This is a genomic window from Myxococcus qinghaiensis, from assembly GCF_024198215.1.
Taxonomy (GTDB): Bacteria; Myxococcota; Myxococcia; order Myxococcales; family Myxococcaceae; genus Myxococcus; species Myxococcus qinghaiensis.
In genome coordinates this window covers 135,984-149,401 of the sequence record NZ_JAKCFA010000011.1, presented here as the reverse complement: position 1 = coordinate 149,401, position 13,418 = coordinate 135,984, and the positions used below count along the sequence as shown (strand labels likewise).

Below are 13,418 nucleotides of genomic sequence, written 5' to 3'. Positions count from 1 at the left end.
ATGGACGTCTGGGGCCGTCGTGCTCGGAGTCGTCGGGAACTGTCCACCAGCGCACGTTCGTCGCCGTGCAAGCGCAGCGTCGCGCGACTGGAGCAGGGCCCTCGGGCGCTCTCCAGTCGCACGTGCGCCGGAAGTCGTCGTCCTGGATGTGAAGGGCCGCTCAAGAAGCTCACGGCCGGCATCCAAGACGAACACCCCGCGCGAATCCAGCGTCACGCGCGGACGAAGTCCAATCAGTACGTCGAGGGCGAGTCGCTGGCCGGGAAGGACTCCTTGGAAAGCTCGTCGACCAGGTCGTCCGAGCCGGTTCCTCCCGACTTCACCCCCGCGTTGCTCTGGTCCCTGTGCACGGGCCCCTTCGCGGAGGTCTTGCCCGGGCTCGCCGAGCGCTTGCGTCCGGGGGACGGGCCCGTGTCAGAGGCCTTCTGCGTGGACCCCAGTCGCGCGCCCAGGAGGTTCTTCGCCCGCTCCGCCAGGTGACGCTGCTCCTCCTGCCAGTCGCGGAAGAACTGCGCCAGCTCCGGGTCTCCCGCCTGCTCCGCGTCCTGGATGAACTGCTCCGCCGTCGAGGCGCCCTTGAGCAGGTGGTACAGCGTGCTGATGACGTTGTAGTGCGCGTCCCGGGTCCCCGTCTGTCGCTCTTCACCTGCCATTGCCGCCTCCCGAGAAAGGGTGGTCTGCCATGGCGGTAAGGTAGGCACGGCGCGGCGAGCGGCCCCGCGAAGGGCGCTCGCCCGCCTGCTCGCGACTCAAGCCTGGAGCATGGGCTCCAGCTTGCCTTCCTTGTCCAACTGGGCCAGGTCCGAGTACCCGCCGACGTGCGTCTCGCCGATGAAGATTTGAGGCACGGTGCGCTGGCCTCCGCTCATCTCCACCAGCTTCGTGCGCTCCTCGTCGTTTCCGGTGACGTCCACTTCCTGGTAGTCCACGCCCTTGCGCTTGAGCAGGTCCTTCGCGCGGACGCAAAAGCCACAGTAGTTCGTGGTGTAGATCTTCACGGGCTTCACGGTGTCTCCTCCTTGATTCCCAACGTAAGGGCGTGGCCTTCCGCGCGCCACCGGGCGCATGAAAGCACGACGGCCCCCGGCTCCCTGAGAGGAACCGGAGGCCGCCTGTGAAGCGTCCACCCCGCGCAAGGCAGGGTGGGGGGCGACTACATGCCCATGCCGCCCATACCGCCCATGCCGCCCATGCCGCCACCGCCGGCGGGGGCGTCCTTCTCGTCCTTCGGACGCTCGGCCACCATCGCCTCGGTGGTCAGCATCAGGGACGCCACGGACGCGGAGTTCTGCAGCGCCGTGCGGCTCACCTTGGCCGGGTCGATGACGCCCGCGGCCAGCAGGTCCTCGTACGCTCCCGTCGCGGCGTTGAAGCCGAACGAGCCCGTGCCTTCCTTGACCTTGTTGACGATGACGCTGCCCTCGAGGCCGCCGTTGCCGACAATCTGGCGCAGGGGCTCCTCGACGGCGCGGCGGATGATGTCCACGCCGAACTTCTCACCCTCGGCGAACGTCTGACCCTCCAGCGCCTTGAGGCACCGGATGTAGGCCACGCCGCCGCCGGGAACCACGCCCTCCTCGACGGCCGCGCGGGTCGCGTTGAGCGCGTCCTCCACGCGGGCCTTCTTCTCCTTCATCTCCGTCTCGGTGGCCGCGCCGACGTTGATGACGGCCACGCCGCCCACGAGCTTCGCCAGACGCTCCTGGAGCTTCTCGCGGTCGTAGTCGCTGGTGGTCTCCTCGACCTGGGCGCGGATCTGCTTCACGCGCGCTTCGATCTCCGGCTGGCTGCCCGCGCCGTCGACGACGGTGGTGTTGTCCTTGTCGACGGTGACGCGCTTGGCCTTGCCCAGGTCCTGCAGGGTCAGCGTGTCCAGCTTGATGCCCAGGTCCTCGGCGATCATCCGGCCGCCCGTCAGGGTGGCGATGTCCTCGAGGATGGCCTTGCGGCGGTCGCCAAAGCCCGGCGCCTTCACCGCGCACACGTTCAGCACGCCGCGGATCTTGTTCACCACGAGGGTGGCCAGGGCCTCGCCCTCGACCTCCTCGGCGATGATGAGCAGGGGCTTACCGGCGCGAGCGACCTGCTCCAGGATGGGCAGGAGGTCCTTCATCGAGGAGATCTTCTTCTCGTGGATGAGGATGAGCGCGTCGTTCAGCACCGCCTCCATCCGCTCCGGGTCCGTCACGAAGTACGGAGACAGGTAGCCGCGGTCGAACTGCATGCCCTCGACGACGTCCAGCGTCGTCTCCAGGCCCTTGGCCTCCTCCACCGTGATGACGCCTTCCTTGCCGACCTTCTCCATCGCGTCCGCGATGATCTGGCCGATGGTGGCGTCGCCGTTGGCGGAGATGGTGCCGACCTGGGCGATCTCCTTCTTGTCCTTGGTCGGCTTCGCGAGCTTCTTCAGCTCCGCGACGATGACCGCGACGGCCTTGTCGATGCCGCGCTTGATGTCCATCGGGTTGTGCCCGGCGGCCACCAGCTTCGCGCCCTCGCGGAAGATGGCCTGCGCCAGCACCGTGGCGGTGGTGGTGCCGTCACCGGCGACGTCGGAGGTCTTGGACGCGACCTCCTTCACCATCTGCGCGCCCATGTTCTCGAACTTGTTCTCCAGTTCGATTTCCTTCGCCACCGTCACACCATCCTTGGTGATGGTGGGGGAGCCGAAGCTCTTCTCGATGACGACGTTACGGCCCTTGGGGCCGAGGGTCACCTTGACCGCGTCGGCCAGGATGTTGACGCCACGGAGGATGGCCTCGCGGGCGCGTACGTCGAAAAGCAGGTCCTTCGCCATGATGGGAATTCCTTGAGTGAAGGGGTGGGGGACGGCGGATGCGGATTAGGACTCGATGATTCCGAGCACATCCTCTTCACGGAGGATGAGGTGGTCCTCACCGTCGAGCTTGATCTCGGTCCCGGCGTACTTGCTGAACAGGATGCTGTCGCCAGCCTTGATGTCGAGGGGACGCACCTTGCCGTCCTCCTGGACCTTGCCGTTGCCGACGGAGATCACCTTGCCCTCGAGGGGCTTCTCCTTCGCCGTGTCCGGGATGAAGAGGCCGCCCTTGGTCTTGCTCTCCTCGGCGACCCGCTTGACGACCAGCCGATCCTGCAGGGGACGAAACTTCATGGTCTGCTCCTTGATGGGCGCCCTCCGTCCGGGGACTCCGGGCGGCTCTCGGCACCACTGGGGGTTGAAAGGGCCGTGACGACCCGCGGCATTTAGCACTCGCACCTCGCGAGTGCTAACGCCTAGGCGCGGCGGATAATAACCAGGGAAGTCGACCCGTCAAGCGACGCTGACGGCCCGCGTTCCGACATGCCAAACGCTTGGCATTGCTGCTCTTTTCCCCGCACCGCGAACCCCTGGTGGAGGACGGCTGCTCGCCGCGCCCGCACGCGGAAATTGGCACTCTCAAAGGCCGAGTGCTAACGCAAGTGCTTGGAATCATTGAAACCCGGTTTTGCTACACGGTGGGTCGATTGCTACCGTTCCTGTATTCCCGATGGCGCCGTCGGCCGGGTGGAAGGACGGGAGTGTCGATGAGTCAACTGGTGGCGTCCCTGTCGCTGAAGGAGTTCTTCAAGTCGCTCCTGGACGAGGTCACTTCACGTCAGCGCGTCTCGCTGGAAGAGGTGACGGAGTTCTATCTGGTGAACCTGCTGGCGGACTTCGCCAGCACCGACATGCTGTTCGACCGCCAGGAGGACGGCCGCAAGGGCCGCGAGCCCCTGGCGCTGCTCTACCACCAGGCGCTCCAACAGGAGCGCGAGGCGCGCATCCGGACGCTGCGGCGGCTGGGGGATGTCTCCCTCTACACCGTGGGCTTCTTCTCCGGCGCGCTCCAGGGCGGGGTGGTGGGTCCGGACTATTACATCCAGATGGGAGGCACGGCGTACGGGCAGGTGGCGGACCTGTCCCCTCGCGCGGGCTTCGCGGGGGTGTACCGGGAGCTTCACGACAAGTTCCGCGCGGTGGTGGAGGTGCTGGAGGAGATTTCGGCCAGGGGTATGGTCCAGGCCGGGCCCTCCGGGGCGCTGAAGGTCTACGAGTCGTGGGCGCGCACGGGGAACGACCGGCTGGAGCGGGTGCTGGTGGACGCGGGGATGATGCCGCACGCGAAGGGGCAGCTCCCCAACTAGCGGTGGCACGGAGGTCGCGATGATTGGCCGCGTTCAGGACCACCTGGAGGCCATCTATGGCTTCACGTGCGAGGCTCGGGCGGAGGTCTTCGTGGTGGACACGGAGGCCGCCGTCCAACTGGGGTCCACGGGCCGCAGTGACGAGGAGCTGCTGGTGCACGAGGCGGGGGACGCGCTGGAGCTGGCGCTGTACCTGTCCCCCGCGCTGCTCGACAGGCTGAAGCCCTACGAGGCCGGGCCGCTGGGGTACCTGCTGGATGGGGACCTGGGGGGCTACTGCCAGGTGGCCGAGGGCGTCAGTCACTTCCTCTACATGGTCCACACCGCGGAGCAGGGGCGGACGGTGTCCCTGCTGGAGCTGGAGGCCCAGGCGGAGGTGGACAAGTTCGCCATCTGCCTGTTGCACCGCTGGGGGGAGGGGGTGGGGGCGTGGGCCCAGGAGCTGCTCACCCGGCTCTTCGACAGGGTGTCCTACCGGGAGCGGCTGTCCTCCCAGGAGCGCTGGCGGTACGAGGAGGCCAACCGCGTCTCCCGGCGCTTCTGCTCGCGGATGATGGGGCACGTCTCCGGCCGGCGGCTGGACCGGCTCCTGTCGGACCTGCGGTATGCCTACCGGCTGGGAGCGGAAGCGAAGCTGAGTCACTTCGTCCACGGTGGTTGAGTCCCCGCGGCCCTCCGCCTTCGGTTAGGGTAGGTGGGCATGCCACGCGAGGCGTCCGCAGGCGGGATTGTCATCCGGGAGAGTGACGGCACCTGGGAGGTGGTCGTCATCCGTCCGCATGGCCGTCCCCTGTGGGCGCTGCCCAAGGGGCACGTGGACCCGGGAGAGACGCCGGAGCAGACGGCGAGCCGCGAGGTGCACGAGGAGACGGGCCTCACCGCCGCGCTCGTCGCGCCGCTGGGTGAGATTCGCTACGTCTACCAGTTCCGGGGGCAGCGCATCTTCAAGCGCGTCCACTTCTTCCTCTTCCGGTACCAGGAAGGCGCGCTGGGGCCGCTGCCGGGGCCGCGCGTGGAGGTGGACGAGGTGCGCTGGGTGCCAGTGGTCCAACTGGTGCCGATGCTTGGCTACAAGGGAGAGAAGGCCGTCGCCGCGCGCGCCGTGCGGTGGATGCGCGCCCAGGGGCTCATCCCGGAGGCCCCTTCCCCGTCCGCAAGGCCCGAGGGGAAGGGAACCTAGGACTTCAAGACTACTTGCGGGCCTCTTCGGGGGTGTACTTCCCGGAGAGCGCCTCGCGCACGTCGCGGTCGAACTTCACGCGGCCGGTGGCCACCTCACGCAGCGACAGCACGGGGGGCTTGTTCTTGGAGCTCTCGATGATGGGGCGGGCGCCGGCCATCAGCTGACGCGCGCGCTTCGCACCGAGCAGCACCAGCGCGAACCGGTTGTCGACGAGGGGGAGGCAGTCTTCGACTGTGACGCGAGCCATGGAACGTCCTTCGGATTTCGGTGGGGCTACCTGAACCGGTTAAAACTAAAGACCACCCCGGGGGGAGTCAAGGAAGGACGCACGGGCAGGGCCGCCGGGCGGACAGGCGCCGTCCCGCCCGGACCCGTGGATCAGGTGTACCACCAGGCCCAGGCGATGAGGACGACCTGCAGGGGCAGCCGGGCCCAGAGCAGGGGGCGGGGAATCTTCTTGAATCGCTCCGGCTGGAGGGCCATCTGGAGGTTTGCGGGGAAGATGGCGACGAACAGGGCGATGAGTCCCCAGGCGGACACCGTGCGCGTGGCTGGCACCAGCAGGCCCACGCCCATCAGCACCTCCGCCACGCCGCTCAGGAGCACCAGCGGGCCGTGCCACGGCAGATACGGCGGCATCATCCGCACGTAGGGGCGCGGGTTCACGAAGTGGTTGATGCCACCGGCCACCATGAACAGGCCGAGCACGTACATCAGGACGGTCTTCACCATGTGCGGTGGGTCCTACGCCCCCGCGAAGGCGGTGTCGACGATGGCGCGCGCTTCCTGGAGGATGGCCTGGAGGTGGGCGTCGTCGCGGAAGCTCTCCGCGTAGATTTTGTACACGTCCTCGGTGCCCGACGGCCGCGCGGCGAACCAGCCGTTCTGCGCCACGACCTTGAGCCCGCCGATATCCGCGTCGTTGCCGGGCGCGCGCGTGAGGCGCTGGCGGATGGGCTCTCCGGCCAGGCTCGTGGCCTTCACCGCCTCCGGTGAGAGCTTCTTCAGCACGGACTTCTGCGCGGGCGTGGCCGCCTGGTCGATGCGCGCGTAGTACGGCGTGCCGAAGCGCCCCGCCAGCTCCTGGTAGTGCTGACCCGGGTCCTTGCCGGTGCGCGCGAGAATCTCCACCGCGAGCAAGTCCAGCAGCATGCCGTCCTTGTCGGTGGTCCACACGGTGCCGTCGCGGCGCAGGAAGGACGCGCCCGCGCTCTCCTCGCCGCCGAAGCCAAGCGAGCCGTCCAACAGCCCGTCCACGAACCACTTGAAGCCCACCGGCACCTCGACGACGCGGCGGCCCAGGCTTCCGGCCACGCGGTCGATGAGGCCGCTGCTCACCAGCGTCTTGCCCACGGCGGTGTCCGCCTTCCAGCCGGGCCGGTTCTGGAACAGGTAGTTGATGGCCACCGCGAGGTAGTGGTTGGGGTTCATCAACCCGATGGAGCGGGTGACGATGCCGTGCCGGTCCGAGTCCGCGTCGTTGCCGAAGGCGATATCGTACTGGTCCTTGAGCTTCACCAGATTTGCCATGGCGTACGGCGACGAGCAGTCCATGCGGATCTTCCCGTCATGGTCCACCGGCATGAAGCGGAACGTGGGGTCCACCGTGGGGTTCACCACGCGCAGGTTGAGGCCGTAGCGCGTGGCGATGGGCTCCCAGTACGCGACGTTGGAGCCGCCGAGTGGATCCGCGCCGATGTGCAGCTTCGCGCCGCGCAGGGCCTCCATGTCCACCACGGTGCCCAGGTCCTCCACATAGGGCGTGATGAAGTCGTGGGGCTTCACCGTCGGGGCCGTGCGCGCCTTCTCGTACGGCGTGCGCTTCACCCCTTCATTGCCGGTGCCGAGCAGCGCGTTGGCGCGGCGCTCGATTCCCGCGGTGACGTTCGTGTCCGCGGGGCCGCCGTTGGGCGGGTTGTATTTGATGCCGCCGTCCTCGGGCGGGTTGTGGGACGGGGTGATGACGACGCCGTCCGCGAGCCCCGCTCCGCCCCGGCCCCGGTTGTACGTGAGGATGGCGTGGGAGATGACGGGGGTGGGCGTGGCGCCGTCGGTGAAGCGCACCTGGACGCCGTTGGCGGCGAGCACCTCGAGCGCCGTCTGCTGCGCGGGCGCGGACAGCGCATGGGTGTCCATGCCCAGGTACAGCGGCCCGTCGATGCCCTGCTTCTGGCGGTACTCGCAGATGGCCTGCGTCACCGCGACGATGTGGGCCTCGTTGAAGCTGGTGCGCGCGGAGGAGCCCCGGTGGCCGGACGTGCCGAAGGCGACGCGCTGCTCGGGCACTGACACGTCGGGACGCTCCGCGTAGTAGCGCGCGCGCAGCTTCTCGGGGTCGATGAGGAGGTCTTCCGGCGGGAGCTTTCCAGCGAGGGGATGGGCCATGTCGCCGCCAACATAAACGCGCCGCGCGGCGGATGGACAACCCATGTTGGGGAGCTGTCCTCGGGTGGACCGAGACCCTCCCGGACTCGAAGCGGGTGCCTCGCTACGAGCCGGCGGCGCCGGAGGGGGTGGGGGGCGCCTCCTGCTCGGGCAGGTAGAACGCCCCGGAGCGCGCGGCGAGCACGGCCGCGGTGAGCAGGCCCACCGTCAACCCGAAGACGACGATGCCGGCCAGCGTCACCCAGTCGGTGACACCCGAGGGCTGGAACAGCGCGGTGAAGGGCGTGGCGAAGTCGAAACCCTTCTCGGGGGCCTTGCGCAGGTTCTGCACGGCGGTGAGCAGCGCCGTCGTCATCGCACCCAGCACCATGCCCACCACGGCCGCGAAGGCGGCGCTGGCCAGCATGACGGGGCGGGTGACGGCGCGGGTGGTGGGGCGGCTCTGCACATCGAAGTCCGGGTCCTTCACGCCCAGCGGCACGAAGCGCGCGAGCAGCAGCAGACCGGGGATGCCGCCCACCATGGTGAACCAGAAGAAGGGCTCCCAGCCGATGGAGTACACGAGGAAGCCGGCGATGGGGCCCGCCACGACGCGCGGAATGGAGAAGAGGCTGGAGAGCAGCGCGAACTGGGTGGCGGAGAAGCGCTTCTGCGTCAGCCGCATCAGCAGCACGGAGAAGGCACCGGTGCCCAGGCCCTGCGTCACGTTCTCGAAGCCGATGGCGATGTACATCAGCCATGGCGTGGGAGCACCAGCGCGGGCGACCAGCACGTAGCCGATGTTGGACACAATCTGGATGACGCCGAACACCCAGAGCGCGCGGCCCAGGCCCAGCACCGTCGTCCACGCGCCGCCCACCAGCGTGCCGGCGATGGTGCCGAACAGGCCGATGGTGCCCAGGGCCACGCCCCGGTGCAGGTCGCTGTAGCCCATGTCCACCAGGAAGGGCCGCAGGAGCGTGCCGCCGAGGTTGTCGGCCAGCTTGTAGAGGAAGACGAAGGCGAGGATTTCGAGCGCCCGGTGCCGCGCGAGGAAGCCCACGAAGGGATACCAGACGGCGTCCTTGAGGGACTTCGGCGGCGTGAAGCGCTCCTCGGGCTCCGGCGCGAAGCGCGTGACGATGAGCATGGGCAGGTACAGCACCGCCAGCCCGATGACGACCCACTTCCACGACACGCGGCCCGCGAGCGTAATCGCCGCCGAGCCCGCGATGAACATGGCCGCGCGGTACACCGCCACGCGCGCGCCCACCGCCACGCCCTGCTCCTCCTTGCGCAGCACCTCCACCGCATACGCGTCGATGGCGATGTCCTGCGTCGCCGCGGAGAACGCCACCGCCATGGCCAGCGCGCCCACCACCCACGCCGTCTCCGGATGCTCTCCGATTCCCGCGAGCGCGAGTGTCGTAGCGAAGAGGGCCACCTGCGCCACCGCCATCCAGCCCCGCCGCCGACCCCAGAAGGGCGGCACGTAGCGGTCCATCAGCGGCGACCAGAGGAACTTGAAGGACCACGGCGCCTGCGCCAGCGTGATGATGCCCACCACGCGGATGTCCACGCCGATGCTGCGAAGCCAGTCGGGGATGGCAATCCAGACCAGGCCGAGCGGCAGGCCCGAGGAGAACGAGAGCAGGGTGACGGAGGCCGTCCGCCAGGAGGCCATGGCCCGCGCCAGGCTGGCCCAGGTTCCCGGTCGCGCTGTCTGCTCCGTACTCTTGCCCTGCTGCTCGCTCATGGCGGCGGACTCTATACCAGCCGTGCACGCGGCCCAGGGTTGTCCCGCGCGCTTCCGCTCGGAGGGTTGCCCGGTTACCGGTCCAGCGCCGACATGTCCGGGCAGGAGGCGCGCACGCCCTCCGTCGGGTTGAGGAAGTCCCAGCTCCGGGAGATGAACGTCACGCGGCCCTGCGCGTCCCAGCACTCGGTGTACTTCGCCCCGACGATGTCCCCCGAGAGGATCTCCAGCAGGGCCGTGCCCCGGCCGTCCGGCGCCCAGCGGGTGACGAGCGCCACGTTCTCCGGCAGTCCCCCCGGCACGAAGTCGGTGCCCCGCATCTCGAAGGTCATCTCCGCCAGGTCTCCCTCCGCCTCGCGGTACATGTACCGTCCCGGGAAGATGTCCGGCAGGGGGCCGAAGTACTCCAGCTCCACCTGTGTCGGAAGCCGCTGCGTCTGGTAGCGGATCTCCTGTCCATCCAGGAAGTCGACGGAGAAGAGCCACTCCTCCTCCCGCGCGCGCTTCCAGTCGATGGAGAGGCGGCCCGTGCCCTTGCGGACGCCGCCGTCGGCCTGGAAGGTGCCTTCGAGGAAGCTCCACCAGTCGTTCTCGCCTCCGCCGACGCGGCGGTACTGCGTCTGGTACTCGAACCGCTCGCCTTCGCGGGTCATCACGAAGCGCGTGTCGAACTCCATGTCGTTCTTGCCCAGGATGGGGCCCCACACCCTGCGGTTCGGCTCCCGCTTCGTCGGGGTCAGCCGGGTGATGCTCTCCACCGAGTCGAGGATGCCGCCAATCGACTCGTTGATGTCGCGCCCTGTCTCGTCGGTGTTTCCGACGAGGGCCGACGCGTCGCCCAGCTTCTCCATGAGGGCGCTGGGGCTCCCCACCTTGCCCTGGCGCACCAGGCGCTGGCCGGTGCCGCCGCCCATGCGCTCACCGGGGGTCGTCACCGAGAGGTCCTCGCGCTGGGGCAGGGCGTTGAGGAACTCCAGGTCGTCATTGGAGAAGTCGCCGCCGCACGCGGCCAGGGCCAGCAGGAGACAGGGAGGTGCCAGGTGTCGCATCGAAGGCTCCTTCATGGTTGGTACGTGACGAGCGCGCTCAGCTCCCAGAAGCCCAGGGAGCGCTGCTCGTCCACGGTGTAGAGGAGGTAGTGGAGTCTGCCCCTGCCCGTCAGGTGCAGGCTCCGCAACAGCTGCCAGCGCAGGCCCGCCACCACGCCCGGAGAGAACATGGCGAACTTCTGGTCAGGGTAGGCCTCGTCCGCGAAGTCGCGTCGCATCACCTGATAGGCCATCCGCGCGCCCACGAACGGAGTCACACGCCCCTGGGGCCACTCGGAGGTGAGCGTCGTGCCCAGGCTCGTCACCGAGTACCGGTATGCGGGCCCCGACAGCGTGGGCAACGCCAGCACCGCCTGCTTCCCGCCCACCGCCACGTCCACGCCCCACACCCAGTCGCGGCGGAAGTAGTCGTGGAGCTGCGCCTCCGCGCCCAGCATCCCCACGGACAGGAACAGCGTGTCGCGCGTGGGCGCATCGAGGAACGACTGCACGCCTCCGGAAAGGCCCACCGTCCACCACGCACCGCCCTCCGGCGCCGCGCCCTTCACCGGGTCGTCTGAGAACGGCGCGTCTCGCAGCCGCGCCTCCTCCAGCACCACCTGCCGCCCCCGGGCGACCTCCACCTCGCCGATGCGCAGCCGGTCCGACAGCCGCCGCTTCACGCGGTACGTGCCCGGAGCGAGCGCCACGCGGCGCTCCACGTCGGGCCGCTTGTCCAGCTCCGCCACCACCAGGCCGGCGGGGTCCACGAAATAGTACGTGCCCGCGGGCGCCAGGCCCGGCACCACCAGCCCGTCACCTCCCGCGCGCAGGTCCGTCAGCACCAGGTCCCCGTTGCCCGCCAGGTCGTAGCTGAACGTCGGGTGCTGCGCGCCTCCGCTGCTGGCCGCCGTGTCCGCCACCGTGCGGGCGTAGGCATGCGAGTACGCCTCGAACAGCGTCACCCGTCCGTCGCCGCTCCTGTCCGCGTCGCCCAGCAGACCGCTGGCCAGGTGGTGGGAGAAGTAGCTGCCGCTCAGCGCATCCGACTCCTGCGAGTCCTCGTCCGCCGAGCTGGAGGTGAGGATGACCAGCCCCCGTGCGTCGCGCGCGGCGCCGGACTCGATTTCGAAGCTGGGCGCCCGTCGCGCGCCCTTGGTGCGCGTCAGCGCCCCGGAGCGGCACGAGTCGAGAATCGCGATGCGGATGTCCGCGGGCGCATTCGACAGCCGCTGCTTGAGGTCCTCGAAGCCCAGCCGGCTGTTGCCCAGGCGCAGCGTGCCGTCCTTCGCGTGGCCGGAGTAGTAGACGAGCAGCGCGGTGCGCTCGCCCCGCGCCTGCGCCTCCTTCGCCCGCGCCTCCAGTGACGTCAGCGCGGCGAGGAAGTCCTTGGAGGACTCGTTGAGCAGGAGCTTCGCGTCACCGGGCGCGACACCGCCCAGGCGCGTCAGCAGGCCGTGCATCTTTCGCGCGTCGTCCTGGGCGAAGCGCAGGGGCCGCGTCTCGTCGCCGCCCTCGTCGTTGCCCGCCACCAGCGCGAAGCGGCGCAGGCTGTCCGCGTGCGCGGCCGACGCCGCGAGCACGAGGAGGGCGGCCAGCGCGCGCCAGGAGGGGAGCAGGGGAGGGCTCATGGCTTGAACAGCATCCAGTGCGTCTGCGCGCCCGGCACGTCGAGCGGGGACATCCGCTCCACTTCACCGTTCGCCGCCGCGAAGGCGCGCTGGGTCGCCTCCACCAGCGACTCCACCGTGAAGGGCTCGTCGCCGAGCACCAGCACCACACGCTCGGCCCCGGAGCCGGTGAACTCCCAGCTTCCCTGCAGCCAGTGCAGGTCCGCGCCGGGCTCCACGGGCGTGCTGACGCCGGACTCCGGATGCAGCGCCGTCACCTCGCCGATGGCATCCACGGACACCGCGGCCACGTACCGGTGCGTGCCCGCCTTGTAGCCCAGCATCACCCGCTCGCCCGGCTCAAGCGCCTCGATGGCATCCGGCTTCACCTCGCGCTGCGGCCCGGGACCTCCGCCGATGCGCAGCTCCGCCACGTCCGCGCTGCCCTTGCTCCGGTCCCACCCCGGACCCTGATTCAAGAGCGGCCGGGCCAGCACCACCAGCAGGACCGATGCGGCCAGGGCCACCGTCGTCGCCACCCAGCGTCGGGGGGAGGGCTTCAGGGCCGCCCGCCGCCGCTCCAGCGCGCGCTGGACCTCCTGCTCGAAGCGCTCGAAGGGAATCGCCGCCTCGAAGCCCTGCTGGTTCGACTCGAGGCCGCGCAGCACGGCGCCACAGGTGTCGCAGCTCGCCGCATGGGCGCTGGCGCGAGTGGCCTCGGGTGAGGCCAGCTCCCCGGCGTGCAGGCGCCGCAGTGTCCACTCAGACTCGTGCGCGCTCATCGGACCCTCAGCTCCTCTCCACCCAGCTCGGCGAAGCGCTCCAGCCGCTTGCGAATCGTGGGCACCGAGCGCCCCAGCAACGCGGCCACCTCTTCCAATGTCATCCCGTCCACGTGGTAGTGGACCACCGCCGCCTGCGTCTCCTCGTCCACCCGGGACAAGAGCCGGCGCACCAGGTCGCGCGTCTCCAGCTCTCCGGCGCCACCGTGGGCCTCGGAGCGTGCCTCCGCGTCCCGCTCGAACCACTGTCGCCAGCCCGCGCGCTCCGAGCGGAGCTGGTTGAGACAGTGGTTCGTGGCGATCTTCATCAACCACGTCAGCGGCGAGGCGTCCGCGCGGAAGTCGTCCGCGTGGATGAGGGCTCGGGCGAATACGTCATGCATCGCGTCCTCCGCCTTCGTCGCGTCCTTCAACAGGTAGCGGCAGCGTCCCATCACGCTGCCGCCATACCGCGTGTACAGGTCGCGCAGGACGTCTCGCCGGTCCGGCTGGGGACCACCTGGGATGACCCTGAGGGCCGGCTGACGGGGACCTGTCACGCGCCGCAGA

The 13,418-nt window shown here is 69.3% G+C and carries 15 protein-coding genes; 3 read left to right on the top strand and 12 right to left on the bottom strand.

Features of this window, described 5'->3' with window-relative positions; genetic code table 11:
• Positions 1-233 precede the first annotated feature (233 nt).
• The 4 genes from LZ199_RS21990 to groES all read right to left on the bottom strand — a co-directional run bounded on the left by LZ199_RS21990 (position 234) and on the right by groES (position 3,133).
• Positions 234-653: a ferritin family protein gene (locus LZ199_RS21990; protein ID WP_253995700.1), complete on the bottom strand. Its 420-nt coding sequence runs from the start codon at positions 651-653 to the stop codon at positions 234-236.
• A gap of 96 nt (positions 654-749) precedes the next feature.
• Positions 750-1,007 (bottom strand): glutaredoxin 3, encoded by a 258-nt coding sequence (gene grxC / locus LZ199_RS21985; protein ID WP_253995699.1) that lies wholly within the window; start codon positions 1,005-1,007, stop codon positions 750-752.
• Positions 1,008-1,153: 146 nt separating this feature from the next.
• Positions 1,154-2,797 carry a chaperonin GroEL gene (gene groL / locus LZ199_RS21980; protein WP_163862588.1) on the bottom strand — a complete coding sequence of 548 codons (1,644 nt, stop codon included), beginning with the start codon at positions 2,795-2,797 and terminating at the stop codon, positions 1,154-1,156.
• A 45-nt stretch (positions 2,798-2,842) separates the two neighbouring features.
• Complete coding sequence (groES, locus tag LZ199_RS21975; protein WP_253995698.1) at positions 2,843-3,133, bottom strand: co-chaperone GroES; 291 nt, start codon at positions 3,131-3,133, stop codon at positions 2,843-2,845.
• A 413-nt stretch (positions 3,134-3,546) separates the two neighbouring features.
• On the opposite strand from groES, the gene LZ199_RS21970 reads away from it, so the two are divergent.
• Genes LZ199_RS21970 through LZ199_RS21960 form a run of 3 tightly spaced genes read left to right on the top strand, consistent with a single transcriptional unit; the run spans position 3,547 to position 5,326 of the window.
• On the top strand, positions 3,547-4,146 hold the full coding sequence (locus LZ199_RS21970; protein ID WP_253995697.1) for a hypothetical protein: 600 nt from the start codon (positions 3,547-3,549) through the stop codon (positions 4,144-4,146).
• 19 nt (positions 4,147-4,165) lie between these two features.
• The gene (locus LZ199_RS21965; RefSeq protein WP_253995696.1) at positions 4,166-4,807 is read left to right on the top strand and encodes a hypothetical protein; all 642 of its coding nucleotides are present in this window, start codon (positions 4,166-4,168) and stop codon (positions 4,805-4,807) included.
• Between the two features lie 39 nt (positions 4,808-4,846).
• Entirely contained in the window at positions 4,847-5,326 is a 480-nt protein-coding gene (locus LZ199_RS21960; RefSeq protein ID WP_253995695.1) for an NUDIX hydrolase, read from the top strand.
• 10 nt (positions 5,327-5,336) lie between these two features.
• Here LZ199_RS21960 and rpoZ read toward each other — a convergent pair whose 3' ends face one another.
• The 8 genes from rpoZ to LZ199_RS21920 all read right to left on the bottom strand — a co-directional run bounded on the left by rpoZ (position 5,337) and on the right by LZ199_RS21920 (position 13,408).
• Positions 5,337-5,576 (bottom strand): DNA-directed RNA polymerase subunit omega, encoded by a 240-nt coding sequence (gene rpoZ, locus LZ199_RS21955; RefSeq protein ID WP_163862605.1) that lies wholly within the window; start codon positions 5,574-5,576, stop codon positions 5,337-5,339.
• A gap of 131 nt (positions 5,577-5,707) precedes the next feature.
• Complete coding sequence (locus LZ199_RS21950; RefSeq protein ID WP_253995694.1) at positions 5,708-6,061, bottom strand: DoxX family protein; 354 nt, start codon at positions 6,059-6,061, stop codon at positions 5,708-5,710.
• 12 nt (positions 6,062-6,073) lie between these two features.
• The gene (pgm, locus tag LZ199_RS21945; protein WP_253995693.1) at positions 6,074-7,714 is read right to left on the bottom strand and encodes a phosphoglucomutase (alpha-D-glucose-1,6-bisphosphate-dependent); all 1,641 of its coding nucleotides are present in this window, start codon (positions 7,712-7,714) and stop codon (positions 6,074-6,076) included.
• A 103-nt stretch (positions 7,715-7,817) separates the two neighbouring features.
• Entirely contained in the window at positions 7,818-9,449 is a 1,632-nt protein-coding gene (locus LZ199_RS21940) for an AmpG family muropeptide MFS transporter (protein WP_253995692.1), read from the bottom strand.
• 74 nt (positions 9,450-9,523) lie between these two features.
• Positions 9,524-10,498, bottom strand: coding sequence for a hypothetical protein (locus LZ199_RS21935; protein WP_253995691.1), 975 nt, complete (start codon positions 10,496-10,498; stop codon positions 9,524-9,526).
• An 11-nt stretch (positions 10,499-10,509) separates the two neighbouring features.
• The gene (locus tag LZ199_RS21930) at positions 10,510-12,108 is read right to left on the bottom strand and encodes a caspase family protein (protein WP_253995690.1); all 1,599 of its coding nucleotides are present in this window, start codon (positions 12,106-12,108) and stop codon (positions 10,510-10,512) included.
• Positions 12,105-12,869, bottom strand: coding sequence for a DUF4384 domain-containing protein (locus LZ199_RS21925; protein WP_253995689.1), 765 nt, complete (start codon positions 12,867-12,869; stop codon positions 12,105-12,107). The genes LZ199_RS21930 and LZ199_RS21925 overlap by 4 nt, the downstream gene beginning before the upstream one ends.
• A complete protein-coding gene (locus LZ199_RS21920; RefSeq protein WP_253995688.1) occupies positions 12,866-13,408 on the bottom strand; it encodes an RNA polymerase sigma factor in 543 nt (180 codons plus the stop codon). The genes LZ199_RS21925 and LZ199_RS21920 overlap by 4 nt, the downstream gene beginning before the upstream one ends.
• Between the last annotated feature and the right edge of the window lie 10 nt (positions 13,409-13,418).

What these genes read in the sequence shown, in the direction of transcription:
- LZ199_RS21990 (WP_253995700.1), bottom strand. Translation starts at nt 653, where the DNA reads ATGGCAGGTGAAGAGCGACAGACGGGGACCCGGGACGCGCACTACAAC.
- groL (WP_163862588.1), bottom strand. Translation starts at nt 2,797, where the DNA reads ATGGCGAAGGACCTGCTTTTCGACGTACGCGCCCGCGAGGCCATCCTC.
- groES (WP_253995698.1), bottom strand. Translation starts at nt 3,133, where the DNA reads ATGAAGTTTCGTCCCCTGCAGGATCGGCTGGTCGTCAAGCGGGTCGCC.
- LZ199_RS21970 (WP_253995697.1), top strand. Translation starts at nt 3,547, where the DNA reads ATGAGTCAACTGGTGGCGTCCCTGTCGCTGAAGGAGTTCTTCAAGTCG.
- LZ199_RS21965 (WP_253995696.1), top strand. Translation starts at nt 4,166, where the DNA reads ATGATTGGCCGCGTTCAGGACCACCTGGAGGCCATCTATGGCTTCACG.
- LZ199_RS21960 (WP_253995695.1), top strand. Translation starts at nt 4,847, where the DNA reads ATGCCACGCGAGGCGTCCGCAGGCGGGATTGTCATCCGGGAGAGTGAC.
- rpoZ (WP_163862605.1), bottom strand. Translation starts at nt 5,576, where the DNA reads ATGGCTCGCGTCACAGTCGAAGACTGCCTCCCCCTCGTCGACAACCGG.
- LZ199_RS21950 (WP_253995694.1), bottom strand. Translation starts at nt 6,061, where the DNA reads ATGGTGAAGACCGTCCTGATGTACGTGCTCGGCCTGTTCATGGTGGCC.
- pgm (WP_253995693.1), bottom strand. Translation starts at nt 7,714, where the DNA reads ATGGCCCATCCCCTCGCTGGAAAGCTCCCGCCGGAAGACCTCCTCATC.
- LZ199_RS21940 (WP_253995692.1), bottom strand. Translation starts at nt 9,449, where the DNA reads ATGAGCGAGCAGCAGGGCAAGAGTACGGAGCAGACAGCGCGACCGGGA.
- LZ199_RS21935 (WP_253995691.1), bottom strand. Translation starts at nt 10,498, where the DNA reads ATGCGACACCTGGCACCTCCCTGTCTCCTGCTGGCCCTGGCCGCGTGC.
- LZ199_RS21930 (WP_253995690.1), bottom strand. Translation starts at nt 12,108, where the DNA reads ATGAGCCCTCCCCTGCTCCCCTCCTGGCGCGCGCTGGCCGCCCTCCTC.
- LZ199_RS21925 (WP_253995689.1), bottom strand. Translation starts at nt 12,869, where the DNA reads ATGAGCGCGCACGAGTCTGAGTGGACACTGCGGCGCCTGCACGCCGGG.